General features: G+C 65.8%; 20 protein-coding genes, 1 pseudogene and 1 riboswitch. Of the genes and pseudogenes, 14 read left to right on the plus strand and 7 right to left on the minus strand.

Translation table 11 applies throughout. The features are described from left to right. The first annotated feature begins 48 nt into the window (after positions 1-48). Both ACLBYD_RS19530 and ACLBYD_RS19535 read left to right on the plus strand, forming a co-directional pair. Positions 49-591 carry a DUF3558 domain-containing protein gene (locus ACLBYD_RS19530; RefSeq protein WP_447817750.1) on the plus strand — a complete coding sequence of 181 codons (543 nt, stop codon included), beginning with the start codon at positions 49-51 and terminating at the stop codon, positions 589-591. An 81-nt stretch (positions 592-672) separates the two neighbouring features. After that, entirely contained in the window at positions 673-969 is a 297-nt protein-coding gene (locus tag ACLBYD_RS19535) for a hypothetical protein (RefSeq protein ID WP_447817751.1), read from the plus strand. A gap of 302 nt (positions 970-1,271) precedes the next feature. On the opposite strand, the gene ACLBYD_RS19540 is transcribed toward ACLBYD_RS19535, so the two are convergent. Together ACLBYD_RS19540 and ACLBYD_RS19545 are read right to left on the minus strand one after the other, a co-directional pair. Beyond that, positions 1,272-2,924: an NERD domain-containing protein gene (locus tag ACLBYD_RS19540; protein WP_447817724.1), complete on the minus strand. Its 1,653-nt coding sequence runs from the start codon at positions 2,922-2,924 to the stop codon at positions 1,272-1,274. A gap of 18 nt (positions 2,925-2,942) precedes the next feature. Then, complete coding sequence (locus ACLBYD_RS19545; RefSeq protein ID WP_447817753.1) at positions 2,943-4,796, minus strand: TerD family protein; 1,854 nt, start codon at positions 4,794-4,796, stop codon at positions 2,943-2,945. A gap of 114 nt (positions 4,797-4,910) precedes the next feature. Here ACLBYD_RS19545 and ACLBYD_RS19550 point away from each other — a divergent pair, with 114 nt between their 5' ends. The 5 genes from ACLBYD_RS19550 to ACLBYD_RS19570 all read left to right on the plus strand — a co-directional run bounded on the left by ACLBYD_RS19550 (position 4,911) and on the right by ACLBYD_RS19570 (position 13,731). Further along, positions 4,911-6,386 carry a DUF3375 domain-containing protein gene (locus tag ACLBYD_RS19550; RefSeq protein WP_447817725.1) on the plus strand — a complete coding sequence of 492 codons (1,476 nt, stop codon included), beginning with the start codon at positions 4,911-4,913 and terminating at the stop codon, positions 6,384-6,386. Further along, on the plus strand, positions 6,386-6,985 hold the full coding sequence (locus ACLBYD_RS19555) for a DUF4194 domain-containing protein (protein ID WP_447817726.1): 600 nt from the start codon (positions 6,386-6,388) through the stop codon (positions 6,983-6,985). Before ACLBYD_RS19550 ends, ACLBYD_RS19555 begins: the two co-directional genes overlap by 1 nt. 238 nt (positions 6,986-7,223) lie before the next feature. Further along, the gene (locus tag ACLBYD_RS19560; RefSeq protein ID WP_447817727.1) at positions 7,224-10,292 is read left to right on the plus strand and encodes an ATP-binding protein; all 3,069 of its coding nucleotides are present in this window, start codon (positions 7,224-7,226) and stop codon (positions 10,290-10,292) included. Next, positions 10,289-11,497 carry a DUF3322 domain-containing protein gene (locus tag ACLBYD_RS19565; protein WP_447817728.1) on the plus strand — a complete coding sequence of 403 codons (1,209 nt, stop codon included), beginning with the start codon at positions 10,289-10,291 and terminating at the stop codon, positions 11,495-11,497. Before ACLBYD_RS19560 ends, ACLBYD_RS19565 begins: the two co-directional genes overlap by 4 nt. Next, positions 11,494-13,731 carry a glycoside hydrolase family 3 C-terminal domain-containing protein gene (locus ACLBYD_RS19570; RefSeq protein WP_447817729.1) on the plus strand — a complete coding sequence of 746 codons (2,238 nt, stop codon included), beginning with the start codon at positions 11,494-11,496 and terminating at the stop codon, positions 13,729-13,731. Before ACLBYD_RS19565 ends, ACLBYD_RS19570 begins: the two co-directional genes overlap by 4 nt. 12 nt (positions 13,732-13,743) lie before the next feature. Here the strand turns inward: ACLBYD_RS19570 and ACLBYD_RS19575 are convergent, their stop codons facing one another. Further along, positions 13,744-14,790, minus strand: a complete 1,047-nt coding sequence (locus ACLBYD_RS19575) for a zinc-dependent alcohol dehydrogenase family protein (RefSeq protein ID WP_447817730.1) — start codon at positions 14,788-14,790, stop codon at positions 13,744-13,746. A gap of 179 nt (positions 14,791-14,969) precedes the next feature. Here ACLBYD_RS19575 and ACLBYD_RS19580 point away from each other — a divergent pair, with 179 nt between their 5' ends. Then, positions 14,970-16,250 (plus strand): serine hydrolase domain-containing protein, encoded by a 1,281-nt coding sequence (locus ACLBYD_RS19580; protein ID WP_447817731.1) that lies wholly within the window; start codon positions 14,970-14,972, stop codon positions 16,248-16,250. 106 nt (positions 16,251-16,356) lie between these two features. On the opposite strand, the gene ACLBYD_RS19585 is transcribed toward ACLBYD_RS19580, so the two are convergent. Together ACLBYD_RS19585 and ACLBYD_RS19590 are read right to left on the minus strand one after the other, a co-directional pair. After that, positions 16,357-17,661 carry an LLM class flavin-dependent oxidoreductase gene (locus tag ACLBYD_RS19585; RefSeq protein ID WP_447817732.1) on the minus strand — a complete coding sequence of 435 codons (1,305 nt, stop codon included), beginning with the start codon at positions 17,659-17,661 and terminating at the stop codon, positions 16,357-16,359. Beyond that, on the minus strand, positions 17,661-18,425 hold the full coding sequence (locus tag ACLBYD_RS19590) for a 3-oxoacyl-ACP reductase (RefSeq protein ID WP_447817733.1): 765 nt from the start codon (positions 18,423-18,425) through the stop codon (positions 17,661-17,663). The genes ACLBYD_RS19585 and ACLBYD_RS19590 overlap by 1 nt, the downstream gene beginning before the upstream one ends. Positions 18,426-18,479: 54 nt before the next feature. Continuing rightward, positions 18,480-18,571, minus strand: a riboswitch (TPP riboswitch). Between the two features lie 262 nt (positions 18,572-18,833). Between ACLBYD_RS19590 and ACLBYD_RS19595 the strand changes: the two genes are divergently transcribed. Continuing rightward, positions 18,834-20,330: a stealth family protein gene (locus ACLBYD_RS19595; protein ID WP_413767874.1), complete on the plus strand. Its 1,497-nt coding sequence runs from the start codon at positions 18,834-18,836 to the stop codon at positions 20,328-20,330. Here the strand turns inward: ACLBYD_RS19595 and ACLBYD_RS19600 are convergent. Continuing rightward, positions 20,327-21,247 carry a phosphodiesterase gene (locus ACLBYD_RS19600; RefSeq protein WP_277371290.1) on the minus strand — a complete coding sequence of 307 codons (921 nt, stop codon included), beginning with the start codon at positions 21,245-21,247 and terminating at the stop codon, positions 20,327-20,329. The two genes, ACLBYD_RS19595 and ACLBYD_RS19600, sit on opposite strands and share 4 nt — an antisense overlap. 161 nt (positions 21,248-21,408) lie before the next feature. Further along, positions 21,409-22,326: an alpha/beta hydrolase gene (locus ACLBYD_RS19605; RefSeq protein WP_447817734.1), complete on the minus strand. Its 918-nt coding sequence runs from the start codon at positions 22,324-22,326 to the stop codon at positions 21,409-21,411. Positions 22,327-22,404: 78 nt separating this feature from the next. On the opposite strand from ACLBYD_RS19605, the gene ACLBYD_RS19610 reads away from it, so the two are divergent. From ACLBYD_RS19610 to ACLBYD_RS19630, 5 genes and pseudogenes are all read left to right on the plus strand, one after another. After that, positions 22,405-22,872, plus strand: a complete 468-nt coding sequence (locus tag ACLBYD_RS19610) for a MarR family winged helix-turn-helix transcriptional regulator (protein ID WP_447817735.1) — start codon at positions 22,405-22,407, stop codon at positions 22,870-22,872. A gap of 75 nt (positions 22,873-22,947) precedes the next feature. Beyond that, positions 22,948-23,976 (plus strand): esterase/lipase family protein, encoded by a 1,029-nt coding sequence (locus tag ACLBYD_RS19615; RefSeq protein WP_447817736.1) that lies wholly within the window; start codon positions 22,948-22,950, stop codon positions 23,974-23,976. Between the two features lie 316 nt (positions 23,977-24,292). After that, the gene (locus ACLBYD_RS19620; RefSeq protein WP_447817737.1) at positions 24,293-24,739 is read left to right on the plus strand and encodes a VOC family protein; all 447 of its coding nucleotides are present in this window, start codon (positions 24,293-24,295) and stop codon (positions 24,737-24,739) included. A 59-nt stretch (positions 24,740-24,798) separates the two neighbouring features. Further along, a pseudogene (locus ACLBYD_RS19625) lies at positions 24,799-25,182 on the plus strand (ATP-binding cassette domain-containing protein); the annotation flags it as partial. An 88-nt stretch (positions 25,183-25,270) separates the two neighbouring features. Beyond that, positions 25,271-25,582 carry an antibiotic biosynthesis monooxygenase family protein gene (locus ACLBYD_RS19630; protein ID WP_059382891.1) on the plus strand — a complete coding sequence of 104 codons (312 nt, stop codon included), beginning with the start codon at positions 25,271-25,273 and terminating at the stop codon, positions 25,580-25,582. Positions 25,583-25,602: the final 20 nt, after the last annotated feature.

Consider the following 25,602-nt stretch of genomic DNA (forward strand, 5'->3'; position numbering starts at 1 on the left):
GGTCGCATGGGTAGATGGGGAACAGTCGCGCTCGCAGCACTGGCTGCAATGGTGACGGCGTGCAGTCCGGGTTCGGCGGAGCCGGCTTCGGGCGACGAGGCGGCGCCAACGACCACCAGCACCCCACGCATCACCGACGACTCCGGCAGACCACCGGTCACCTTCGACCCCTGCTACGACATCCCCGACGACGTCATGAACGCGGCGGGGTACGACGCGGGGAAGAAGGAGCTCGCGGACATGCCGATGGGGACGTACACCTTTCTGGGGTGTCTTTACAAGAACGACGACTACATCCCTGGCGTCAGGCGTGGATTCGGGCTCAACATCCTGTCGGGGAACGTCACCCTCGAAGAGGAAGCTCAGAAGAGCGGGCACATTTCCGAACCGACATCGATCAATGGCCGGGCTGCACTCCTACGAGTCGACCCCTCGGCGTCACTCGCCTGCACGTACGTCCTGGAAACGAGCTTCGGAATCGTCATTTTCGACAGGCTCTACCATTCGGACTCCGTAACTCGTCCGCCCATCGAGGCGTGGTGCGACGGGTTCGAGGAACTCGTCGCGTCGATCGAACCCTTTCTCAGCTGACCTACGAGGAGTGCTGTGCCACCCGATTTCACCCGACTCGAGCCACATGTCGTGGACGAGATTCTCAGGATATGCAAGGTCATGCTCGATGAATTCGACGAGTCACAAGAGACAGCGCGTAGGCTCCTCAATGTCGAGGGTTTCGGGGACTTCGCGTCAGCGCAACAGCTCGCGGCCGGTTACAAGCGCAAAGCGTCCGGCACACCGGAATCTGCAGTCGAACGCATCGAGCAGTTCACTCTCGCCCTCCTCCGACTCCGCGACGCCTTCGCAACCGGCGGAGAAGCCTTCCTCGACACCGAATCCGACTGGGCCCGCCAACTTGCAGCCACCGACCCCGACAGCGGAACGGGAAACGGTCATCAGAGCGCGCAATAGCACGCACCTTGATCACTTCGCGCGCTCGAGCAGTTGTGCTGGTGTCCGGCCGACAATCGATCGGGGTCGAATAGGCAAGGGGAACAGCTGATACGACTTCCATCCGCTCGCCGGTTCGTCATTCGCTACGGTTACGGCAGGTGCAGATAGCAATTTCGCGAGCGGATGCAGTGAGAAGGTGCCCAAGCACCGACACTGAACCCGACAGCGGAGCGGGAAATGGCCATCAGAGCGCGCAATAACGCACACCGACGACCATTTCGCGCTTCGGAGCATCCTGCCCGAGCAATCACACGGGTGGGTCAAGCCCCGCCGAAGCGCTCCAGCAGGTCCTCCCCACCCACCTCGCGGATGAAGTCCGGGTCGCCGCAGACGATCAGCTGGTCGCGTGCCCGCGACAAGCCGACGTAGAGACGCTCACGCGAGCGATCCTGCGGTCTCTTCTCGTTCAGGGCAAGGACGACCGCTCGCCGTTCGAGCCCCTTGAAGCCCAGAACGTGACCGTAGAAGACCTGGTCGGTATCCCAGAAGCTCTCCCAGTACGCCTTCGGCCCCGCCTCCTGGCGTTCGACCTGCTCGGGATGACGACTGCCCGTCGCGAGAAGAGCAACATCCTCGGGACGCCAACCCTCGTCGAGAAGCTCGTCGATCGCGTCGTCCGCTCTATCGAGGGCATCATCCGAAGAACACGGTACGAAGCGGACATCGGGCCCGTCGCCGCCGAGGAGGCGCATCCGCTGCCCGACCAGCGGTACGAACGAGTCGGCAATCTGCTTGGTGTTGCGCATGTTTTGGTCGAGAACGAGCGGAACCAGGTCGACCGGTGGCACGCCTTCACGGTCGAAGACGCGTTGTCCTTCGTCGCTGAAGACGTAGATCTCCCCCTCGTCCTCATCGCGCAGTGCGGCGAGCACGGGACGCCACCAGTCGTCGGCGAAGTCCTGCGCTTCGTCGACGACCACCGCGTCGAATCGCTGCTTGTCGGGCAACTCCGCAGCGAGTTCGGCCATGCGCGCCGGAAGGTCGTGCTCCCAGAACTGCACGGTCTGCTCGGTACGCAGACTCTCGGGAGGTCCTTCGGGTGCTCCCCACTTCCTGCCGAGTTCGTGGAACTCCCCGACGTAAGCAGGACGGTGCTTGCGCGGCCACGTCGCGGTGATGCGTTCGAGATAGGACGCGAGGCCGTGCGAATAGCAGATCAGCGCAACGCGTTTGCCCTGCCGGGTGAGGCGTCGCGCCTTCTCCAGAGCGAGGAAGGTCTTGCCACTGCCGGCGCCACCACGCACCTCGACGCGTGGGAGCAGGCGAGTGGCGTCGAGGATCGTCGCTTGTTGCGCGGTGAGGACGTCGCACGTGTCCTCGTTCTCGAGCGCCCGCGCGACGATGTCTCGTTGCGGCATACCGCGACCGGACAGCACCTCTGCGAGTTCGGCGGTTCCGTCGGCATCGATGCCCGTCTTCGCGACCTGCTGGTCGACCAGCACACGCATGAGGATCGACGCGATCTTCTCGACATCATCGCGGTCGACGACCTTCCAGCGCGGACAGTCGGGCAGAGCGAACTCGGCAGAGAACGCACTGTTGGGGAAAACGACGACGTGATCCCATCGCACATGCCCCGACGTCCAGCGCGGATCCTTGTCGACGAACCTACGCAGCGCGTACATCGCGCCCCGTACCTGCTCGACGGGCTCGATGATCGCGGGGCCGGACCGGTGGTGCTGGTACCAATTGCCGTCTTCGCACCAGACCTCGCCACCCTTGACCTCGAGGCAGATCACGCCGTACCCCTCAAGCGCGACGACGAAGTCGATCTCGTGATCCTTGTCGTGATCGGTGACGCGCTGGTTGGCAACGACGAGATCGTTCGGTCCGAGCTGGTCGACGAGCGCGCGCCATACGACCTCTTCGGTCGCGTGCGCGAACCGGGGCTGTTCCGGGATCCGGATTCTCACGACAGATCCCCCGATGCGTCAGTCATCGACATCCACCCCGTACCGGCGTGCGAGGGCCGCGAGGTCGTCGTCGTACCCCTGCCCCACCGCGCGCAGCCGCCATTTGCCGGCGCGGCGGTAGATCTCGGCGAGGACCATGGTGCGTTCGGTGGTGCCGGCGTCGAGCACGAACGTCGCGGCGGTGCCGCTGTCGCTGTCGACTCCGACCGACACTGCGCCGAGTTCGCCGAAGGTGCGGTTGCCGTCGATGGCCGCGGCGACGGCGATGCGTTCGCATTCGGCGGGAAGCTCCGCGAGGTCGATGCGGATGCAATGCTCACTCGAGCCGTCGATGGTCAGTTCGACGACGCCGTCGTCGTAGAGCGGGTTGTTGTAGAAGACGAAATCGTCGTCGGTGTCGACCTTTTCGTCGGCTCCGAGCAGGAAGGCGACGACGTCGAGGTCGAACTCGTCGCCGGCCGTCTCGGCCTTCCACGCGACGTTCACGGCCCAGCGGTGACTGTCGGACGGCAGGTCGATCACCTCGCCGCGGGACAGCACCGGCGCCGTCAGCCACGACTCCACGCGCATGTGCGGGGGCACGACTCCCTTCTCCACTGCGGCATCGACATCGTCGGGTCGGAGGACGGGCAGCTCACGCGCCGCGACCCGCGCCATCCGCTTGTCGGCCTCTCCTCCTTCGAGGACCAGCACGTCGGTGACGGCGGCCGTGAAGTTGAGGGCCGGGCGGGCACCGAGCTGGGTGAGGCGCGAGCGCATCATGACGGCCTGCAGGTGCGTGCCGCCGAGCAGCAGCACCTTGCGTCCGGTCCACAGCTTGGGCTTCTGTCCGGTCGGCGGCCGGGCCGGAGGCGCCACCGCGACCTGCGGTTCCGGCGGCGGAATGATGTCGACGACTGTCGCGACCTTCGGTTCACCCGGCCGCACCCGCGTCAGCAGGTCCTCGAGCTGCTGCTCGCTGATCACGGGAATGCCCTCGGCCATCGCCTTGCGGACCTTGGCGGTCTGCACCGTCGGGTCGTTGCACACCACGACGCTGGTCTGCTTGCTCGCGTTGTTCATCACGTCGAGCCCGGCGTCGGTCAACCGGTTCGCGAGCACGACCCGCGGGGTGACGGTGGAACCGCTGATCACGACCTTCATGCCCTGGACGAGGCCGTCGTCGCCGAGACGACCCGGGTTTTTCCACTGGCACGCGACCCGCGGGACGGAGGCGGGATACACCGACTTGCGGCTGCGGCAGTTGACGACGGGCAGCGGCAACTGCAGGTTGTCGGCCATCGCGGCGCTGCGCAGGAAGATCTCCGACAGGACCCGCGCGTCGTCGTAGGCGTCGTGCTCCTGCAGCTGCTGGACCTGCCAGTGCTGCGCGAGGGTGGCAAGCCGGTAGTTGGGGACGTCGAGTTCGAGTCGGCGCGACAACGCGAGCGTGCACAGGCGATGCTCGGCCGGGAGCGAGGTGCCGGCCCGGCGGAACTCGGCGTCGAGGAATCCGTAGTCGAACGACGCGTTGTGGGCGACGATCGTGGCGCCGTGGAGGATCCCGCTCAGTTCACCGGCGATGTCCTCGAATCGCGGCGACCCGGCGAGGCGCTCCCGGGTGAGGTTGTGGATGTGCACCGGTCCCGGATCGCAGCCGGGGTCGACGAGGGTCGAGAACTCCCGCTCCACGGACCCGTCCTCGCGCAATACGAGGGCGGCGACGCTCAGGACCCGGTGGGCGTTGGGACGCACGCCCGAGGTCTCGACGTCGACCACCACCCACCGATGGTCGTGGGGCAACATCACGGCCCCCTCCGCGGGTGCGTGCACTTCGATCACGTACTCCTCCGATCGCTTCGTCCCCCGACGAGAACCACCACGATCGAACATTGTGACCCGTGTCGCCGACAGCGTCGCCATCACCCCGATGTCCAACCGATCCCACAGAGGACGACTGTCGTACGCATATGCCACCATGGGCGCGATCGAAGTGAGAGAGAAGCCGTGTCCACTGCCGACCTGTACCGCCTGACACGCCTACGCGACCAGCATGCCGCGTGGACCTTGTTGCGGGCCGACAACGCCCCGGCTGTCCTCGGGATGCTGGAGCGGCATTTCGATCGGGGAACCCGGCGACTTCCTGCGCCCGAATTGTTCGCGCGCCTCGACGTAGATCTGCAGGGACTCCGTGACCAGGGATTCGATCTTCCACGCACCGGTCAGGCCTATTGCGCCGATTGGGTCCGCGCCGGATTTCTGCTGCGACGTGCCGATTCAGGTTCGCGCGAAGAGACGTTGGAGCCGACCGAGGCCACCTTCGCCGCACTGAATTTCGTCGCAGGACTGACGACCGGCACCAGTTCCGTGACCGAATCGCGTTTGACTACGCTGTCGAGTCAGCTACAGGCCCTGGCGCGCGATTCGGATCCGCGGACGCAAACCCGTCTGGCGGCGCTGAGGGCGGAGCGCGACACGCTCGATCGACAGATCGAGGCTGTGGAATCCGGCGACTTCCCTGTCCTCGACGGAGTTCGAGCTGTGGAACGTTCGGCCGAGATCCTGGCGTTGGCCGAGGAGGTCCCAGGAGATTTTGCACGCGTACGGGCCGAACTCGAAGGACTCAATCGCGAGTTGCGGGCACGGATCCTCGACGACGACGGCAACCGCGGCGACACCCTGGGCGAGGTCTTCCGAGGTGTCGATCTCATCGGCAGTTCGGATGCAGGGCGCAGCTTCACCGGCTTTTACGACATGATCATCGATCCGGAGCGGTCGTCTCAGCTCGACGAGTGGATCGAGGCGGTATTGAGCCGCCCGTTCGCCCAGAGCCTGTCACCCGAGCAGCGTCACCGGTTCCGCTCGTTACTCACCGAGATGGAGGAAGCCGGTAGTGAAGTCCATGCGACCATGACGTCACTGTCACGGTCGCTGCGGCATTTCGTGCAGTCCCGGCACTACGAAGAACACCGGCGGCTCCAGCGGTTGCTACGGTCGGCGCAGCAGCACGCTGTGCAGGCGGCATCACACCGTAAGCCCTACGACCTTCTCGATCTCGAGCTCGTGCGGATCGGCATGAGCATCGATTCCGTCGCAGCCCTGCAGTTGCACAATCCTGCCGACGATCTGGTGGCCGAACCGGTGGTCTCACAGCCGGCAGGTGCGCTGGATCTCGCCGATCTGCGGCGTATCGTCCGGGAATCGGAGATCGACATGGACGAGCTGTTCGACAATGTCGCGGCCACCCTCCGCACACACGGCAGCGCGACGATCGGGGACGTGCTGCGTGAGTATCCGGCCACACAAGGTTTGGCGACCGCCGTCGGTTTGCTGGTTCTCGCCGTCGAGCACGGAAGCCGCATGCCGGGTACGGAGGAGATCCGCTGGAGCTCCCCTTCCGGCTCCGAACGGGTGGCTACGGTACGTCGTCACCTGTTCGACCCCACCGATCCGGCATTCGCCGACCGACGACGGGACACGTGATGACCGATTCGACGGCCGGGCTGTATTCCGGCGACACCGGCGAGCTCGAACTCGACACCCGCCGCGCACTGGTCCAGCTTCTCAAGGGGCCGCTCATCACCGCGAGCAAGCACCCGGAGGTGTGGCGGACGGTGATCCGCGACGAACGGGTGTTGCGTTCGCGTTTGGCCGACGTCTTCCTCGATCTCGTCGTCGATGAAGACGAACAATTGGCGTTCACGCGTCCCGCGGAGACCGGAGAGCACCGGACACCTGCAGTGTTGCGCACCGAACGGCTGACGTTCATGGACACTGTGATGCTGTTGTCGTTGCGACAACTGCTTCTTCGAGCTCAACCTGGTGAGCGAGTGATCGTCGATTTCGACGAGGTGATCGGGCAGTTGGAGATGTACCGAGCGGCCACCAGCACGGATCCGGCCGGTTTCCGGCGCAGAGTGAATTCTTCGTGGGAGAAGATGAAGAAGTACAGCCTACTTGCGCCGACGTCCACGGAGGGGCGGATGGAGGTCTCGCCGGTGTTGCGGCAATTGTTCGACGCCGATCAGGTCGCGGCGGTAGAAGCGGAGTTCCGCCGCATCGTCGCCGAGGATCAGCCGTGACGGTCGCCCCGGTCCACCCGTCCCAGTTCCGACTCGCCCGCGTGCAGGTGGTCATTGGGGAACCTTCCACGGTCACCACGACATTCCGATTGCGCGCAAGGGATTCCTGATCACAGGCGCGTCGGGGTCCGGAAAGTCCACTCTCATCGATGCGATCTCCACGGTGCTCATGCCGGGCGGCAGCGTCCGGTTCAATGCGGCCGCTCAGGAATCCGTCAGTGGATCCGGCCGCAATTTCGTGAGCTATATCCGTGGAGCGTGGCGGCGTGAGGCCGATGCCGACACCGACTCGTTGACTGCTTCCTATCTGCGCACCGGCGCCACGTGGAGCGGGGTCGCATTGACCTATGGCATAGGTGATGGTGCCGCGCCCGTCACGCTCGTCAAACTCATGCATCTGAGGCGTGCGGCCAACGCCAACAGCGACGTCTCCCATCTGCACCTGATCCTCGATTCCGATCTCGATCTGACCGATCTCGAACCGTTCGCCGCTCGTGGGATCGACACTCGCGGTATCCGCAAGCGCTGGCCCGATGCCACCGTCAATCCCGGCTACGCACCGTTCGCTCGCGCATTCCGCGCAAAGCTCGGGATCTCGTCGGAAGGAGCACAACGGCTGTTGCATCGCACACTGTCGGCAAAGAGTCTGAGCAGTCTCGATCAGTTGCTCCGCGACTACATGCTCGACGAGCCCGATACATTCGCGATGGCCGATCGCGCCACCACACAGTTCCGCGATCTACGCGAGGCGCATCGCATCGTTGTCGACGCGCGGCGACAGGTCGAGACCCTCGACCCACTCGTCGGACTCGCCGACGCTCGGTGCCGGGGTCTGCGGCAACAGTGCGAACTGCAGGAGGAGAACGACCACCTCGACGCGGTTCACGCGAAGATCACGATCGATCTGCTGCGGGATAAGGTCGACGAAGCCCGAGCACAGACCGGCCTGTTGCAGACCGCTGTCGACAAGACCGCTGCCGAAGCCGACCGCGCCGCCGAACGTACCCTCGATCTCCGAGTGCGACTCGAAACCGCAGATGGTGGCCGGTTGTCCACTCTGCGGCTGCAGCGCGACGCAACAGAAGCCGACCTGAATCGAATCATCCAGTCACGGAGCAAATTCGATACGCTACTCGAATCATGGGACGCGCAGACACCGGCTTCCGCCGAAGATTTCGTGCATCTCCAGGCACAGATCGAAACCGAACTGAGAGAGCTCGACGCGACAGCGGGTACACGCAGGGACGACGTGTACGGGGTGGTGCGGACACTCGGCTCACTACGCTCGGACCACAGGCAACTCCTTGCCGATCGGGAGATGCTCGCCGCCAGGCGCTCCAACCTCGATCCCGCCCTGCTACGGGTACGCGAACTGGTGTGCGCCGCGACCGGCCTCAGCGAGGATGTACTGCACTTCGCCGGCGAACTCATCGAGGTGCGATCCGAGTACTCCGACTGGACGGGCCCCATCGAGCGCGTTCTCGGCGGGTTCGCCCGCACCCTGTTGGTTCCCGACGAGCATTATTCGCGTGTCGCAGCAGCGGTGGACGAAGAACATCTCGGTGCACGGCTGGTGTACCGGCGGGTACGTACCCTGTCCGGCCGACCCGCCACGCCGGCCACCCGCGAGGATTCGCTGGTCCGAAAGCTCGAGGTGCGTCCGGGGCCGCTCGTGGAATGGCTCCGGCACCATCTCGCCGAGCGGTTCGACTACGCATGCGTAGCAACCTACGACGAATTGCGCAGTGTGCCACGCGGTGTGACTCTCGCCGGTCAAGTCCGACACGGCGGCGACCGATACGAGAAGGACGACCGACACCGCATCGGCGACCGCAGTCGGTGGGTGCTCGGTTTCGACAACGAAGCCAAGCTCTCCGATCTGCGACGCCGTATCACCCGGGTCGAATCCGAGATCGCCGGCCTGCAGCACCGTCAGGAGCTGCTCGAGCAGGCAGAGGCTACGATCCAGCATCGTCGCCGTGCGGCGGAAACCATCCGTGAAACCACGTGGGCAGAGATCGATGTCATCGCGGCCGAGGCGATGGTGGACTCCATCGCCGAGCGGATCGAGGGGTGGATGCAGCGCAATACCGAGTACGCTTCGCTGACCACGGAGCTTGCTCGCGCGGAGAGCGAGGAGAAGGCCGCTCGTACAGCACATGCGGCCGCCACGGCCGGGCTCGAACGCCACCGAGACGACCTGTTGCAGATGCAGACACGACTCGTGGAGGCGGAGGAACACGCCGATTTCTCTGTTCCCGAAGAGGCCGGCGCGCGCATCCGCGCCCGATTCGATGCTGCTGCACGCCGCCTCACGGTCGAGAACATCGACCGCCTCCTGCACACCGTCGGCCGCTCGATCACGAACGAGCTCCGCGAGGTACTCACCCGAATCACGGATGCGGAACGGCGCATCACCGCGATCCTCACCGCCTATCTCGCGGAATGGGAGTCACGCCGCGCCGAGATGCGCTCCGATGCCGAGTACGTCGACGATGCTCTCACCGTTCTCGCTCAGTTACGCAACGACAACCTGCCGGCTCATGAGGACGAGTTCTTCCGACTGCTCAACGAGCAGTCGACCCGAAATATCGGCGAGCTCGCCCGTGCGATCCGCAGAGCACCGGGGGAGATCCGTTCGCGCATCGAACCGGTGAACGAGTCGCTCCGGCGGTCCCCTTTCGACACCGATCGAGTTCTGCGAATCGATGTGAAGGATCGACGTTCTCCTGCCACTTCCGACTTTCTGGCGGACTTGCAACGGATCGTCAGTGGTTCGTTCTCAGAAGAAGATCGAACGGCAGCCGAGCAGCGATTCGGGCAGATGGAAGCGATACTCGAACGTCTCGATTCCGGCGAGCCTGCCGATCGACGCTGGCGGCAGTTGATGCTCGACACCCGGATGCACGTCGGTTTCGTCGGAGTGGAGGTCGATTCGGAGGGCGCCGACGTGAACTTCCACGATTCGAGTTCCGGCTTGTCCGGGGGACAAGCCCAGAAGCTGGTGTTCTTCTGCCTTGCCGCGGCCCTGCGTTATCAGCTCGCGGCTTCCGGTGAGGATCTGCCCCGCTACGGCACCGTCATTCTAGACGAGGCGTTCGACCGCGCAGATCCCGCGTACACGCGACGAGCACTCGACGTGTTCACCCGATTCGGTTTCCATATGGTGCTCGCCACGCCACTGAAGTTGTTGCAGACTCTCGATGATTACATCGACGGCGTCGCAGCCGTCAGTATCACGGACAAGAAGTACTCGCACTTGGCCTTGCTTCCGATCCGCAGTAACGAGAAGGATTCCCGCGGATGAGCACGGTGTGCGTGCCACCGTCCACTGTGGCTACCAGGGCAGCAACGGCCTACCGTAGTCGTCGCAGTAAATGGGTGGCCGACCCTGTTGCGGCCGAGTGGGATTCATTGTCGATCGCGTTGCACCCTCCCACTGAACGACAGGTCGCCGAAGACCCCGACGCCGTAATCGCATGGGTTCGCGTCTGGCAGACGCGGCGTGGGATCGGTCGGGTGCACTGGGAGTCGCGTCGTTGGCCCAGTTTCGGAACGCAGGATGTGCCTGTGCGGATCGTGTTCACAGGCCCCGGTGAGATTGCTGCCGCAGCAGGCCACACGTCCGAGTGGCACACTCTCACCGCGAGGCGGATGCAGTTGGTCGAGGCCCTGTCACCTGGCACTGCCGCGCTTCCCAGCGCGATCGCGTCGAGCCTTTCACGGTGGCTCCAGTTCGACGAAGCGGACTTCACACGACTCGTCAGCGTGGTCCGATGGCTGGCAGACCACCCGGCTTCGGGGCTGTTCATTCGGCAGCTGCCGGTACCCGGTGTCGATACCAAGTGGATTTCGCGACATCGCGGACTGGTCGAGTTGCTTCTGGAAGGCGCCATCGGACGCCGCGACCTCGGTGTTCGTTCGGTGCCGCGGCTGTGCCACGTTGCTGTATGCGATCGCACAGTGCTCCCCTCGATGCCGAAGCATTTCGCGGCGCCGCTGGACGAGCTCGCCGCGTTGCCGCTCCGCACTGAACGCATACTGGTTCTCGAGAACAAGGAGGGTCTCCATGCGCTGCCGGATCTGCCGGGCACAGTTGCCGTACACGGCAGCGGCTACGCAGTGCACGAACTGACCGCAATACCCTGGCTCGCCGACTCGGATGTCGTCTACTGGGGTGATCTCGACACGCACGGCTTCGCGATTCTCGACCGCTTCCGCGCGCACCTACCTGACGTGCGCAGTTTCCTCATGGATCTCCACACCCTGGAAGCCTGGACCGCTCTCGCGGTACCCGAACCGTCCCCCAGCTCGCACGTACCGGCACGACTGACGCCGTCGGAAGCCGAGGTCTTCACGCGGCTGCGCGAGGAAGGACTCCGCCTCGAGCAGGAGCGGATCCCGTGGCCACACGTGATGGAGGAACTTGCACGCTCCTTCGGTGGCAAGATCGGACATCGCCGAGGCTCGACCACGGTGGACCCGACCGCACTCGGAATAGGAACCTCATGACCGAACCGGCCCCCCGCGCACCCTTCGAGACCGTGGCGCAACTGACCGTCGAGGAGAAGGCGTCGCTCATGAGCGGCCTCGACTTCTGGCACACCGAATCCGTTCCGCGCGCGGACATTCCCTCGATCATGCTCACCGACGGGCCACACGGCGTACGCAAGCAGACCGCGGCGGGCGATCATCTCGGCTTGAACTCGTCCACCCCCGCGACCTGCTTCCCGCCCGCCGTCGCGCTGGGGTGCTCCTTCGATCCGGAGCTGGTCGAACGGGTCGGCGCAGCACTGGGCGCGGAAGCCAAGGCGCTGCAGGTCGCCGTACTGCTCGGGCCCGGCATCAACATCAAGCGCTCCCCGCTGTGCGGGCGGAACTTCGAGTACCTGTCGGAGGACCCGCTGATCTCCGGTGTCCTGGGCGCCGCGCTCGTGCGCGGCCTGCAGTCGCAGGGCGTCGGTGCGTCGCTCAAGCACTTCGCGGCGAACAATCAGGAGACCGACCGGATGCGGGTCTCCGCCGATATCGACCCGCGGCCGTTGCGGGAGATCTACCTGCGCGCCTTCGAGCGGGTCGTGCGCGACGCGCAGCCGTGGACGGTGATGTGCTCGTACAACCGCATCAACGGCGTGTTCTCCTCCCGGAACCCGTGGCTGCTCACCGACGTCCTGCGCGACGAGTGGGGTTTCGAGGGTCTGGTCGTGAGCGATTGGGGTGCCGTCGACGACCGTGTGGCGTCCCTCGTCGCCGGTCTGGATCTCGAGATGCCGTCGACGGGAGGTCGTACGGATGCCGAGATCGTCGCGGCCGTCCGGGCGGGCACGGTCGACGAGTCGGTGCTCGACCAGGCGGCTTCACGAGTGATCGAACTGGTGCAGAAGGCCGTCGCTGCGGCCGATCCCGAGGCGACCTTCGACGCCGATGCCCACCACGCCCTCGCCCGCGAGGTGGCCGACCAGAGCATCGTCCTGCTCCGCAACGAGAACGACCTGCTCCCCCTCGCCGCCGATGCGAATGTCGCGGTGATCGGCGAACTCGCCCGCACTCCGCGCTACCAGGGCGCCGGTTCGTCCCGCATCGAACCGACGCGCCTCGACAACGCGCTCGACGAGATGCGCTCACTGTCCGGTCGCGACGTGCCCTTCGCTGCCGGATATGCACTCGACGGATCGGACTCGGCCGAACCCGTCGAGGAAGCGGTCGCGCTCGCCGGAAAGGCGGAGATCGCGGTCGTCTTCCTGGGTGTGCCCGCCGAACTCGAATCCGAGGGCTTCGACCGCGACGATCTCGAACTCCCGCACAGTCAGATCGCGCTGCTCGACGCGGTACTGCTGGCGAATCCGAACGTCGTCGTCGTGTTGTCGAACGGTGGTGTCGTGCGGTTGAGCGGCTTCGCCCATCGTGTTCCTGCGATCGTCGAAGGGTGGTTGCTCGGGCAGGCCGGTGGCGGTGCCGTCGCCGACGTCCTCTACGGGCAGGTGAATCCGAGTGGGCGCCTCGCGGAGACCGTCCCGATCCGTCTCGAGGACACCCCGGCACACACGAACTTCCCGGGCGAGCACGGCCACGTACGGTACGGCGAAGGACTGTTCGTCGGATACCGCTCGTACGACGCGCGTCGCCTCGATGTCTCGTTCCCGTTCGGCCACGGCCTGTCGTACACGACCTTCGAATACGCCGATGCCGCAGTGGAATCCGACGGCGATCTCACGGTGCACGTCACCGTCACCAACACCGGCGAGCGTGCGGGTGCCGAGGTCGTGCAGGTCTACGTCGGTGTGCCCGACTCCTCGGTCGCGCGGGCGCCGCGAGAGCTGAAGGGATTCACCAAGGTTCGTCTGGATCCCGGCGAATCGCAGCGGGTCGCCGTGCATGTGCGACGCGACGACCTCGCGTACTGGGACACCCGAGTCGATTCCTGGGTGGTCGAAGGCGGCACGTACAGCATCGAGATCGGCGCATCGAGTCGCGACATCCGGCAGGCGCTCACCGTCGACGTGAAGGGCGACGCGGTGCGGATTCCGCTGACGATGGAATCGTCTCTCGGAGAACTGTTCCAGAACCCCGAGGCGGCCGAGATCGTCCTGCAGGCGTTCGGTTCGATGGGTGGCGACGTCGGGATCGACGAGAGCGTCCTGAAGATGGCGGCGTCGATGCCGCTCGGTCGCCTCGCCGGATTCGCTCCGAGGGTCGAGCCGGAGCAGATCCAGCAGCTTCTCGATGTGGTCAACCAGCAGGAGTGAGGGCAGGGCCGGTCACGAACCGGCGGTGAGGAGCACCTTCAACGCACCGGTTTCGCCGGCGCGGGAGAACACGTCGTAGGCCTGTTCGAATTCGTCGAGCGCGAACCGGTGCGTGATCATCGGTGACGTGTCGAGCTGACCGCTGCTCACGAGACCGATGAGGGTGGGCGTCGAATAGGTGTCGACGAGGCCCGTGGTGATCGTCAGGTTCTTGATCCAGATGTCCTCGAGGTGCAGCGTCGCGGGCTTGCCGTGCACACCGATGTTGGCGACGTGCCCGCACGGGCGAGCGAGCGCGACCGCCTGCTCGAACGTCTCCGGATAGCCGACGGCCTCCATCGTGACGTCGGCGCCGAGACCTCCGGTGAGATCGCGGACGACCTCCGCCACGTCGTCGCGACCGCTGTTGACCACGACGTTCGCCCCGAATTCCTTCGCCGCTTCGAGGCGGCTGTCGGCGAGGTCGACGGCGACGATGCGGCTCGGACTGAACAGTCGTGCGGCGAGGATGGCGGCGAGCCCGATAGGACCGGCTCCGATGATGACGACGACGTCCGCCGGTCGGAGACGGCCGTTGAGAACACCGACCTCGTAGGAGGTGGGCAGGATGTCGGCGAGCATGAGCATCTGTTCGTCGCTCACGCCGTCGGGAATCCGATGGGTCGAATTATCGGCGTACGGAACTCGGACCAGTTCGGCCTGGGTGCCGTCGATCAGGTGCCCGAGGATCCAGCCGCCTCCTCCGAGGCATTGCCCGTAGCGGCTCTCGCGGCAGAACCGGCACGTGCCGCACGCGGTGACACACGAGACGAGCACGCGGTCGCCGGGCGCGAGTGTCTGCACTCCGTCGCCCACTTCGACCACCGTTCCGACGGCCTCGTGACCGAGGATCCGTCCGTCGGTCACCTCGGGTACGTCACCTCCGAGGATGTGCAGGTCGGTGCCGCAGATGGTGACCGCGTCGACCCGCACCACGGCATCGGTACTGTCCTGGATCGTCGCGTCGGGAACGTCCTCCCACGATCGCTTCCCCGGTCCGTGGAACACCAGTGCCTTCATGATTCGACCTCCGAACACGAAATCGGCCCCGATCCAGGATGACACGGGGGACACTGCGATCGGAATCGTTCGGAAGGGGTGAAAAATTCACCTCGACAGCGGGAAATGTCCGAATTCGTGACACCATCACAGAGTCCCCTGTTCTTTCGGGGACCACCGATCCCGAAAGCAGACGATTGATGAAGACACTCGCAGCGTCGCTCCTGACGGTGGCCGTACTGACCGCTTCGGCGTGCAGTTCCGATACCACCGAGCCCGAATCCACACCGTCGCCGACCTCTTCCGATCAAGCTCAGCCCGAGTACGTGGCCGAGCTGGAATCGACCGTCGAGCAGTTGATGCGCGACAACGCCATTCCCGGCGCGGTGGTCCAGATCAGCTCCCCCGACCGCGGTGATTGGACCGGCACGTTCGGCACCTCCACCATCGATGCCGACGACCCGATCTCCGCCGACGACCATTTCCGCATCGGCAGCAACACGAAGACGATGACGGTCACCGCCGTCCTGCAGTTGGTCGAGGAAGGTCGCCTGTCGCTCGACGACCCGATATCGAAGTACGTCGAGGGTGTCCCGAACGGCGACACGATCACCATTGCGCAGCTCGCCGACATGCGGAGCGGCCTGTACAGCTACAGCTTCGACCCAGAGTTCAACGCGACCCTGGACCGCGAACCCGAGAAGGCGTGGACGCCGGAGGAGTTGCTCGCGATCGCGTTCGCCCAGCCCGTGAACTTCCCGCCCGGGGAACAGTTCGAATACAGCAACACGAATACGGTGCTGCTCGGGCTCGTCGTGGAAGAACTGACGGGCATGCGGATCGCGGAGGCGTTCGACGAGCGCATCTTCGTCCCGCTCGGATTGGCGGACACCTCGTTCCCGGCGAACGATGATTCCTCCATTCCCGATCCGCATCCGCAGGGCTACATGTTCGGCACCAACGTCTCCACAATCGACACCTTCGCGCTGCCGGAGGACGAGCAGGCCGCCGCGGTCGCAGGAACGTTGAAGCCGAACGACGTGACAGACGACAACCCGTCGTGGACGTGGACCGCGGGCGCTGCGATCTCCACCGTCGACGACATGACCACCTATGTGAAGGCACTGGTCGGCGGCGGTCTGCTCGATGAGCAGATGCAGAAGACCCGGCTCGACAGCGTGCAGTCGGTGGGCGGGGGAACCGCCGGATACGGACTCGGCATGGCGCAGTTCGGTCCCCTGCTCGGGCACGACGGTCAGCTTCCCGGCTTCATGACCTTCATGGGACACGACCCGAAGACCGACCTGACGATCGTCATCGCCACGAACCTGTCGACGGTGCCGTCGGGTGAAGGTTCGGCGCTGACCCTCGTCAAGGGCATCCTGCCGATCTTCTACGGCTCGAGCTATCAACCGCCGGGCGATCCGGCACGCGCTCCCGGAGCGGAGGAAAGCACTCCCGCGCCGGCGCCGGGAGGCTGATCGTACCGGCCCGCCGGTGGCAGGCGCGTCGGGCCGCTCAGGAGCGCGAAACGGTCATCGGCGCGCGCTACAACCCGCTCCGATGACCGATTCGCGCTCTTCTCCGCTACAGCGCCTTCAGACCGAGCAAGTCGCGCAGGGTCGAGCCGGGATATTCGGTCCGGAACAGGCCACGACGCTGCAGTTCCGGGACGACGAGCTCGACGAAGTCGTCGAGCGAATCCGGATAGGCGGGACACATCAGGTTGAAGCCGTCGCAGGCGCCCGCGGTGAACCATTCCTCGATGCTGTCGGCGACGGTCTCGGGAGTACCGATCATCGTCGCGTGACCACCACCCGCGGCGAGGTAGCCGAGCAGTTCGCGCAGGGTGGGACGGCGGGTCTCGATGATGCGCTGCACCGTCGCGTAGCGACCCTGCGGCCCGCTGAACTCCTCGATGGGTGGCAGGTCGGCGACCGGCGCGTCGAGGTCGTGGCCGGTGTAGTCCTGACCGGTGAAGACGCCGAGCTGGGTGATGGCGGCATCGACGTCGAGGAGCGCATCGAGTTCCGCCTTCTTCGCCCACGCCTCCTCCTCGGTGCGGCCGACGTAGGTGACGAGTCCGGGCAGGATGGCGACCGTACCGGCATCCCTGTCGGCCGCGGCGATCCGCGCGCGCAGGTCGGTGGCGTACTCGAGCGCGGCGGTCATGTCCCACGCGACGGAGTAGACGGCCTCGGCGTGGCGGGCCGCCAGGTTGCGTCCGGTCTCCGACGCTCCCGCCTGGAACAGCACCGGACGCCCCTGCGGGCACCGGGGCACGGTCAACGGACCGTCGACGCGGAAGTGCTTGCCTCGGTGATGGATCGGACGGATCGCGTCGGAGTCGAGGAACCTGCCACCCGACCGGTCGACGAGGACACCGCCGTCGTCCCAGGAATCCCACAGCGCACAGAGCACCTCGATGAATTCCTCGGCCCGCGCGTACCGTTCGGCGTGCGGCGGCAGGGAGTCGAATCCGTGGTTCCGCGCTTCCTCGTCGAACATCGAGGTGACGATGTTCGCACCCGCCCGTCCCCCGCTGATGTGGTCGAGCGAGGCGAGCATCCGCGCGGCGTGGAAGGGCGTGAAGAAACTCGCGGAGACGGTGGTGACGAGACCGATGTGCTCGGTCGCGCGCGCCATCGCCGACAGCGCGGTGAGCGGTTCGAGGAACCACGTGGTGCCCGCCGTGTACTTCGGGTTGACGCTGTGACCGTCGGCGAAGAACACCGCGTCGAGGCAACCCCGTTCGGCGGTGCGGGCGAGTTCCTCGAAATACGTGATGTCGCCGATGCGTTCGGCCGCGGAGTCGGGATGCCGCCACGCCGACGAGTGGTGCCCGACGCCGTAGAGGAAGGCGTTGAGGTGGAGAGTGCGTGGTCCGGCCATCAGTTCATCACCAGTCCCCCGTCGACCACCAGGTTCTGTCCGGTGACGGCCCGCGACCAGTCGGAGGCGAAGAACAGCACCGCGGCCGCGAAGTCCTCGGGCGTGGTGACCTTCCGCAGCGGCGTCGACGACGCGATGAGATCGAACACCGCTTCGGGGGTCGCCGACGAGGCGTCGGTCGTGCGCAGCAGACCACCGGAGACCATGTTGACGCGGATCCCGTCGGGGCCGAGGTCGGCGGCGAAGGTGCGGGTCAGCGACAGGAGCGCGGCCTTCGCGGCGGTGTAGTCGTGGTACGGGACGACGGGGTGCTGGAACAGGTTGGTACCGATGTTGACGATGCTGCCGCCGCCGGCTTCCCGCATGCCCGGCAGCGCTGCCTGGATGACGTTGACCGCGCCGCCGATGACGCCGTCGAACTGGGCGCCGAACCGGTCGTATCCGATCTCGTCGGCCTTGGGCCGGGCGTCGCCGTTGAACGAGAAGTCGGGCAGGGCGTTGTTGACGACGGTGGTGACGGGTCGTCCGAAGTGCTCGCGGGCCCGGGTGAACAGCGACTCGACGTCGGCGCGGTCGGTGACGTCGGCCTGAAGCGCGACCGCTCGTTCGGGTCCGATCTTGTCGGCCAGTTCGTGGGCGCTCTCGCCGCTGCGCCGGTAGTCGAGGACGACGGCGGCTCCTTCGTCGGCGAACGCCTGTGCGATGGAGTGGCCGAGTCCGCGACCGGCGCCGGTGACGAGGACGACCTGGTTCTGCAATGACATCTTCTGTGCCTTCCCTGTGTGGGGAAGGGTGCGTGAGGGCGACAGACCTGTGGCCTGTCGCCGGCTCGGCATCCCTTCGCTCGCATTATCGAGATCAGGTTCGACGGGTGTTTTCTCAGCCGTTTCCGGCACCCCGTGTCGAGTCCTGCGGACAGGCTACACCGCGCGGTTTCGCCGCTTCGAGAGCCGCCCGCGGCGGGCTTCACCGGATCGTCACATCGCCGACGCGGGAACTTAGCTCAGATCGGCGTTAAAATGGGCCATTCCTGTCCCGACTCGTGAAAGGAGATTCCGACGCACACGCCGGCCCCCCACAACGCTCCCTACGTCTCCGTTTCCCAGCAGGTCGGAGACGCTCCGCCGCTCGGCCGCGCCACCGTCCGCGGCCCCGCGAGGCACGAGGAAGTGGTGTGGTTCGAGGATCGCTACGCCATCCCGATCACCACCACCACGCCCGACGAGGCTCGGATCGAGGACGTGCTGTTCCTGCGCCGCGTGCTCGACCGGGCGCACATCGACTACCTGCTCGTGCGCGACGACAGCGACCGTCCGATCCTCGCGATCGACCGCGCCGACCGGAAGCGGCTGCGCGCCGCTCTCGTCGAGGGGTGTGCCGACGAGCCCTTCTACTCGAAGGCCGTCGGTTCGAAGCGGCGTCCCGTCCCGGTGGCGGACGGTCGGCTCTCGCGCGACAGGAAGGACCGGGTGTTCCGGCTGTTCCGCCCGCGGGTCGAGCTGACCAGCGGGTTGCGGTACGGCGCCTCGAACGGTGTGGACATCGAGCTGTGGACCTACACCGACGACGAGGTGATCATGCCTCGTCCGAACGCTCTCACCCGCACGATCGCCCTGCGCGACGAGATGCGCCGGACGACGGTCGAGCGGTACGGACAGTTGTGGCCCACGATCGAAGGCATGTTCGACCGCCATCCCGGCGACATCCCGTTCGAGATCGACCTCGTGTTCTCGTGGGTCGACGGGTCGTCGAAGTCGTTCCAGGCCAAGCGCGCGAAGCTGATGCAGAACTATGTCGTCGGCGAAGGTGACGACTCGCCGGCGCGCTATCGGCAGATCAACGAACTGAAGTACGCCCTGCGTTCGGTCCACATGTACGCGCCGTGGGTGCGGCGGATCTTCGTCGCCACCGACTCGCCGCGACCGGCGTGGCTCGCCGACGATCCGCGCGTGACCTTCGTGCGGAGCGAGGAGTTCTTCACCGATCCGTCGGCGCTGCCCACCTACAACTCGATGGCGGTCGAGTCGCAGCTGCATCACATCCCGGGACTGTCCGAGCACTTCCTGTACTCGAACGACGACATGTTCTTCGGTCGCCGGGTGAGCCCGAGCCTGTTCTTCTCCGGCGGGGGCGTCGGCAAGTTCATCGAGTGTGACGTGCGGATCGGCCTCGGACGAAACAACGCGTCACGCAGCGGATTCGAGAACTCCGCCCGAATGAACCGCAAGCTCCTGCAGGATCGCTTCGGGGTCACCATCACTCGGCACCTCGAGCACACACCGGTCCCGTTGCGCAGGTCGATCATGGCGGAGATGGAGCGCGAGTTCGCGGACGAGTTCGCTGCGACGGCGGCGAGCCCGTTCCGGGCGGCCGACAACATCTCGGTGACGAACTCCTTCTACCACTACTACACGCTGCTGACCGGCCGCGCGGTGCAGCAGACCACGGCGAAGGTGGAGTACGTCGACACCACCGTGAAGTCCGGTCTGCGACATCTGGACACGATCCTGGCGCGCCGCAATCTCGACCTGTTCTGCCTGAACGACGGCAGCACGCCCGAGGTAGACCTGGAGCTGCGCACCGCGAAGGTCACGCAGTTCCTGGAGCGGTACTACCCGATTCCTGCGCCCTGGGAGACCGACTACCCGGGCGGACCGGACGTCGGCTAGACGCGAACGGTGAGGTCGGGGTTCTCGGGGATGCGAATGCCGGCTTCGGCCAGGCGCCGCGCCGCGTCGTCGGCCGTGTGGGGTTGCCCGGCGGTGGCGTAGCTTCCGCTGGGCACCACGGAGTGCACGATCGTGTCGGGATAGACGTGCACGAGGTTGAAGCCCTGCGCGCCGTCGTGTCCGCGCTGCGAGCCGACCGGGACGTTCAGGTCCTGGGTGTAGCAGGTCGACGAGGCGACCGAGACCGGGATGCCGGCGAACGTGGCCGAGGTCGAGTAGTGCAGGTGACCGCCGAGGATGGCGCGCACATCGGTGCCACGCAGTACTTCGGCGAGGCCCGCTTGGTCGCGCAGTTCGACGAGGACGGCCATGTCGAACACGCTCGGCACGGGTGGATGATGCAGTGCGAGAACGGTACCGAACGGGACGGGTGTCGAGAGTTCGTCGGCCAGCCAGGCGAGCTGCTCGGCGGAGACCTCGCCGTGGTGATGGCCCGGAACCGAGGTGTCGAGCGTGATGATCCGCAGTCCGCCGACCATGTGGACTTCGTCGATGGGTGCACCCACGGGATCTTCGTCGAGGAGTTCCTCACGGAAGGTCGCGCGGTCGTCGTGATTACCCATGGCCCAGACGATGTCGGCACCGAGCGCTGCTGCCAGCGGTTCGACGAGACCGCGGAGCTTGCGGTAGGCGTCGGGCTGGCCGCGGTCGGCGAGGTCGCCGGTGAACACCAGGGCATCGGGACGGACCTGCGACGCACGGATGTCCTCGAGAATCAGCCCGAGGCGGGTGTCGGCGTCGACGGTGCCGTAGAGGAGTTCGTCTCCACCGACGAGGTGTGTATCGGTGAGATGAAGGAGGGTGTGCGAAGGTCTGGGATATTCGGCTATTCGCTCAGGGGCTGGAGAACTGCCCATGATCTCTCACTTCCATTCGCCCGTTTCGGGCACTCGATCGCCATCAACGGTAGCGAGTGTGTTTCTACGACTCCATGGCTTCTGGATCACATCGAGACCCCGAACCTGCGGCGAACACCTCGTTACTGCGCGGTGACCTGCGGAAACGAACAATCGAACATTCACGGGTGATCTGGGTCACAATCCAGTTCGACGGGCGCACCGGCACCCAGTGCATCCCGCAGCACTGCGTCGACCTCGTCGCTCGGGTACATCGGCAGAGTGTGGTGGGTACCGGTGGTGAGAGTGACGACTCGACAGGACGGCAGCGCCTTCCGCGCTGCGCGGGCCACCTTGTCGGGGTCGTGGACTCGCCCGACCGGCGCGAGCACCACCGTGGTGTCGGCTGTGCACCGTCCCAACTCTTCGAACGACGGACGCCGGGGCACGATCGTCTTCGCGGTCGGGAAGTGTGCCGCGCCGAGCGCCATCAGGGTGACCCAGTCGGGATCGAGGTGTGCCCCTCGGGTTTCCCACTCGAGGAATGCCCGTTCGCGGGCGGCGGTGGGCCGGACGAGAACAGGAAGTGCCCGCAGGAGATATGCGGGCCGCATCCCGGCAAAGCACGAGTTGGGGTCGAGCAGCACGAGCCGGCCGACCCGTTCGGGAGTCCGCACGGCTGCCGCGAGTGCGGTCATCGCGCCGTACGAGTGACCGACGAGTGCGCACCGCGTCACCCCGAGAGCATCGGCGACGGAGCCGAGCCATTCGAGCAGATCGTCGACGCTGCGTACAGGATCACCACCGGCGACGCTGCGTCCGACGTCGCCGATGATGTCGACGGCCAGCACGCGGTGGGTCTCCCCCAGCGCCGCGGCGGTGGCGAACCAGACCATCGACGTGGCGCCGGCACCCGGGAGCAGCAGGACCGGCGGTGCGTCGGGTGGTCCGTACTCGGCGACGCGGGTGGTGCCGAAGCGGGAGTCGAGATCGTGGATCACGGTCCCGCGTGGCCATTTCGCGAGGAGCGCGTCGTACGCGGCGTAGAAGGCGCGCCCCTCGTCGGATTCTGCGAACGATGTGCGTGGTGACCGGAGCATCGGAACCTCCACCGTCTAATATCTAGATGATCGAGATATTAGGTGGGCGAGTAGAATCTGTCGAGAGGCGGAGGTGACATGACGGACGACGACAGACTCGACATGATCCACCGGTTGCGCGCGCTCACCGTGCAACTCGATCTGCTCGGCGCCGAATTCGCACAGAAACACGCGCTGCATCCCACCGATCTGCGAGCGCTGATCGGACTTCTCGACCGGGAACGGGCCGGGGAGATCGCGACACCCAGCTGGCTCGCCGAGCACCTGCGGCTCAACACCGCATCGATCACCGCACTCGTCGACAGGCTCGAACGGGCCGGTCACGTGCGGCGAGATCGCGACAGCGACGACCGGCGGCGCGTGATCCTGCGCGTAACCCCGGCGGCCGAGAAACTCGGATGGGATTTCTTCGGTCCGCTCTTCGCCCGGGCATCCGCCGCGCTCGAACCCTTCTCCGAGTCGCAACTGGAGGTCGTGCGGGAGTTCCTCGGCTCCATGACTGCTGCAGTGGAGTCCGCGCGCTCCCCAGAAGACACCGAGGGCTGACGCCTGCGGGAACCGCACTCCCCCTGGGGGAAGAATTTCTGTTAACTTCCTTGCCCATCCACATACTTCGGGGGGATGGGAATGCACATACGCTCATGGGTCGCCGCGGTACTCGCGGTCGCCTTCGCTGTGGTCGGGGCAGGAACGGCAGTCGCGGAGGAGCCCGCTCCTCCCCTACCCGTCGGAAAGACGTTCCTGGACGGGTTCGCCCACGAGTTCGGCGACCCGAACGGTAACGCGCTCGGTACGAACGACTGGGACTGCGTGCCGTCGCAGGAACACCCGGATCCGGTCGTGCTCGTCCACGGCACGGTGCTCAACCGGCACAACAACTGGTCGTATCTCGGGCCTCTCCTCGCCAACGAGGGTTACTGCGTCTTCGCTCTCACTTACGGCAACCACGCCGACCTCCCCTGGCCGTTGAATTCCGTCGGTGGACTGCTGCCGATGGAGGACAGCGCACAGCAACTCTCGGAGTTCGTCGACGAGGTCCTCGCCGCGACCGGCGCGGAGAAGGTCGACCTCGTCGGACATTCGCAGGGCACCTTGATGCCCGTCTGGTACGTGAAGTTCCTCGGCGGCAACGAGAAGGTCGACGACTACGTCTCGCTCGGACCCGTCTACGAGGGCAGCCACGCCTTCCTGCTCGCGGCGTCGTTCGAACTGTTCGAGCACGTCGGTGTGCGGCAGGACGTGGAAAATCTCGTCCACTTCCTCGGATGCGGTGCGTGCCCGCAGGTTCTTGCCGGATCGGACTGGATCCACACAATCCAGGAGGCCGGCGTCTACGCCGACGAGGTGACGTACACGAACATCATGACCCGCTACGAGGAGATTGTCCTCCCGTACACCAGTGGCTACCGCGAGGCGCCCAACGCGACGAACATCGTGCTGCAGGACCACTGCGCGAACGACTTCGTCGAACATGCCGGCATCGTCAATGATCCGAACGCGGCATGGTTCGTCCTCGACGCGCTCGATCCGGGTTCGGCAGGGCCGCTGGAGTGCGTCTTCGTGCCGCCGATCCTCGGCTGGAGCCCGGATCCGACGATCAGCAATCCCACAACCGAGGAGGTTGTGGTCGCGAGTCGCCCGGGCGCCTGAGCCGTTCGACCACCGTCACGCTGCAGACCGGTGGTTCGTCGATACCCAGAATGCGGTGTGCAAGGGAACGATCGACGTCGTGCAGCGCTGAGGACAGTCGCGTCACGAAGCTGACGCGGTGAACGGGGGCTCGCCCCGCGTGTTGCGGTAGCGAACCCCGGTTCGGCGCGCGAACCGAGCGGCGGGACGCTTCGGCATCCGACACACCACTGCACATGCCTCTTGGCGTCCCCGCTCGCGGGGAGTGCCATGGACTGACAGCCGTCCATCCCGGTGAGGGGGCGTCATGATTCCGAGGCTCGCAGGGGTGCACCACGTGAAGCTCCCGGTATCCGATCTGGCCAGATCGACGGAGTGGTACCAGGTCAGATTGGGATACGAGCCGATAGTCGAGTTCCGTGAGAGCGATGAACTCGTCGGCCTCGGGCTTCGACATCCCGACGGCGGGCCGATGCCGGCCCTGCGGCTCGACCCGGAGAAAGCCAAGGCTGCAGCAGGATTCGACTACTTCTCCATCGGGGTTCCCGACAAGGCAGCGATGGAGGACCTTGCCCGGCATCTGGACGAACTCGGGGAGCAGCACGGAGGTGTCCACTTCGCGTCGATCGGATGGATCCTTCCGCTGCTCCACGATCCCGACGGTCACGAGGTGCGGTTCTACACGGTCGAATCGCACACGGAGGTGCCCGAGGGCACGACGCGCAGCATCACCGATCCACGCGAGACCGCCGAGGCACGCGAACGCAACCTGCCCTCCGGATGAGCCGAACCGTCGTCACTCCCCTGCGGCGCTGCGCGGTTCCTCCAACCCGGCGATGAACGATCGAACGCCTATCCGACGGCTGGTCGTCGCGGGTCGGTGAAGGCGGCGCGATGTTGTCCGGCGGGGAACGACAGCGGGTGTCGATCGCGCGAGCACTGCTGAAGGACGCGCCGATCGTCCTGCTGGACGAGACGACGTCCGCTCTGGACCCGGAGAACGAGGCGGTCGTCCGCGCCGGCCTGGAGCGGCTCACGGCGGGACCGACGGTGCTCATGGTCGCGCACCGGTTGCACACCGTCCGCGACGCCGACCGGATCGTGTTCCTGGACCGGGGTCGGATCGTCGAGCAGGGAACCCATGATGAGCTGGTTCGTCGCGGCGGCCGCTACGCGCAGTTCTGGGAGATGTCGATCGGGGTGGCTTCACCGATCCGCGCATCGTGAGCGGGCACGGACACCAGGTTATCGACAGGGTGTCGTTATAATTCCTGAGGGCTCCCGGGTCCGCCACGCTTTCTCAGAAAGGGTCACCGTGTACGTCATCACCAACCGCATCGACGTTCCTGCCGATACCACCGAGGCATTCGAAAAGGTCTTCGTCGAGAGCATGCGTTCGACGCTCGACGGAGTGCCGGGCCTCAACCGCACGACGTTGATGCGTCCCGCAGCCGACGGCCTGCCCTACGTGTCCACCATGGAGTTCGACTCCAAGGACGACTTCCTCGCGTGGCTGCGTTCGGATTCGTTCAAGGCGTCGCACTCGGACGATCAGGCCCCGGGCATGCAGGCACCTTCCGCGGTCGAGCAGCACACGCTCATCGAGGACATCGTCTTCGAGAAGTAGAGAAACGCGCCGAACCGGGG

The organism is Rhodococcus sp. C26F, assembly GCF_053345925.1.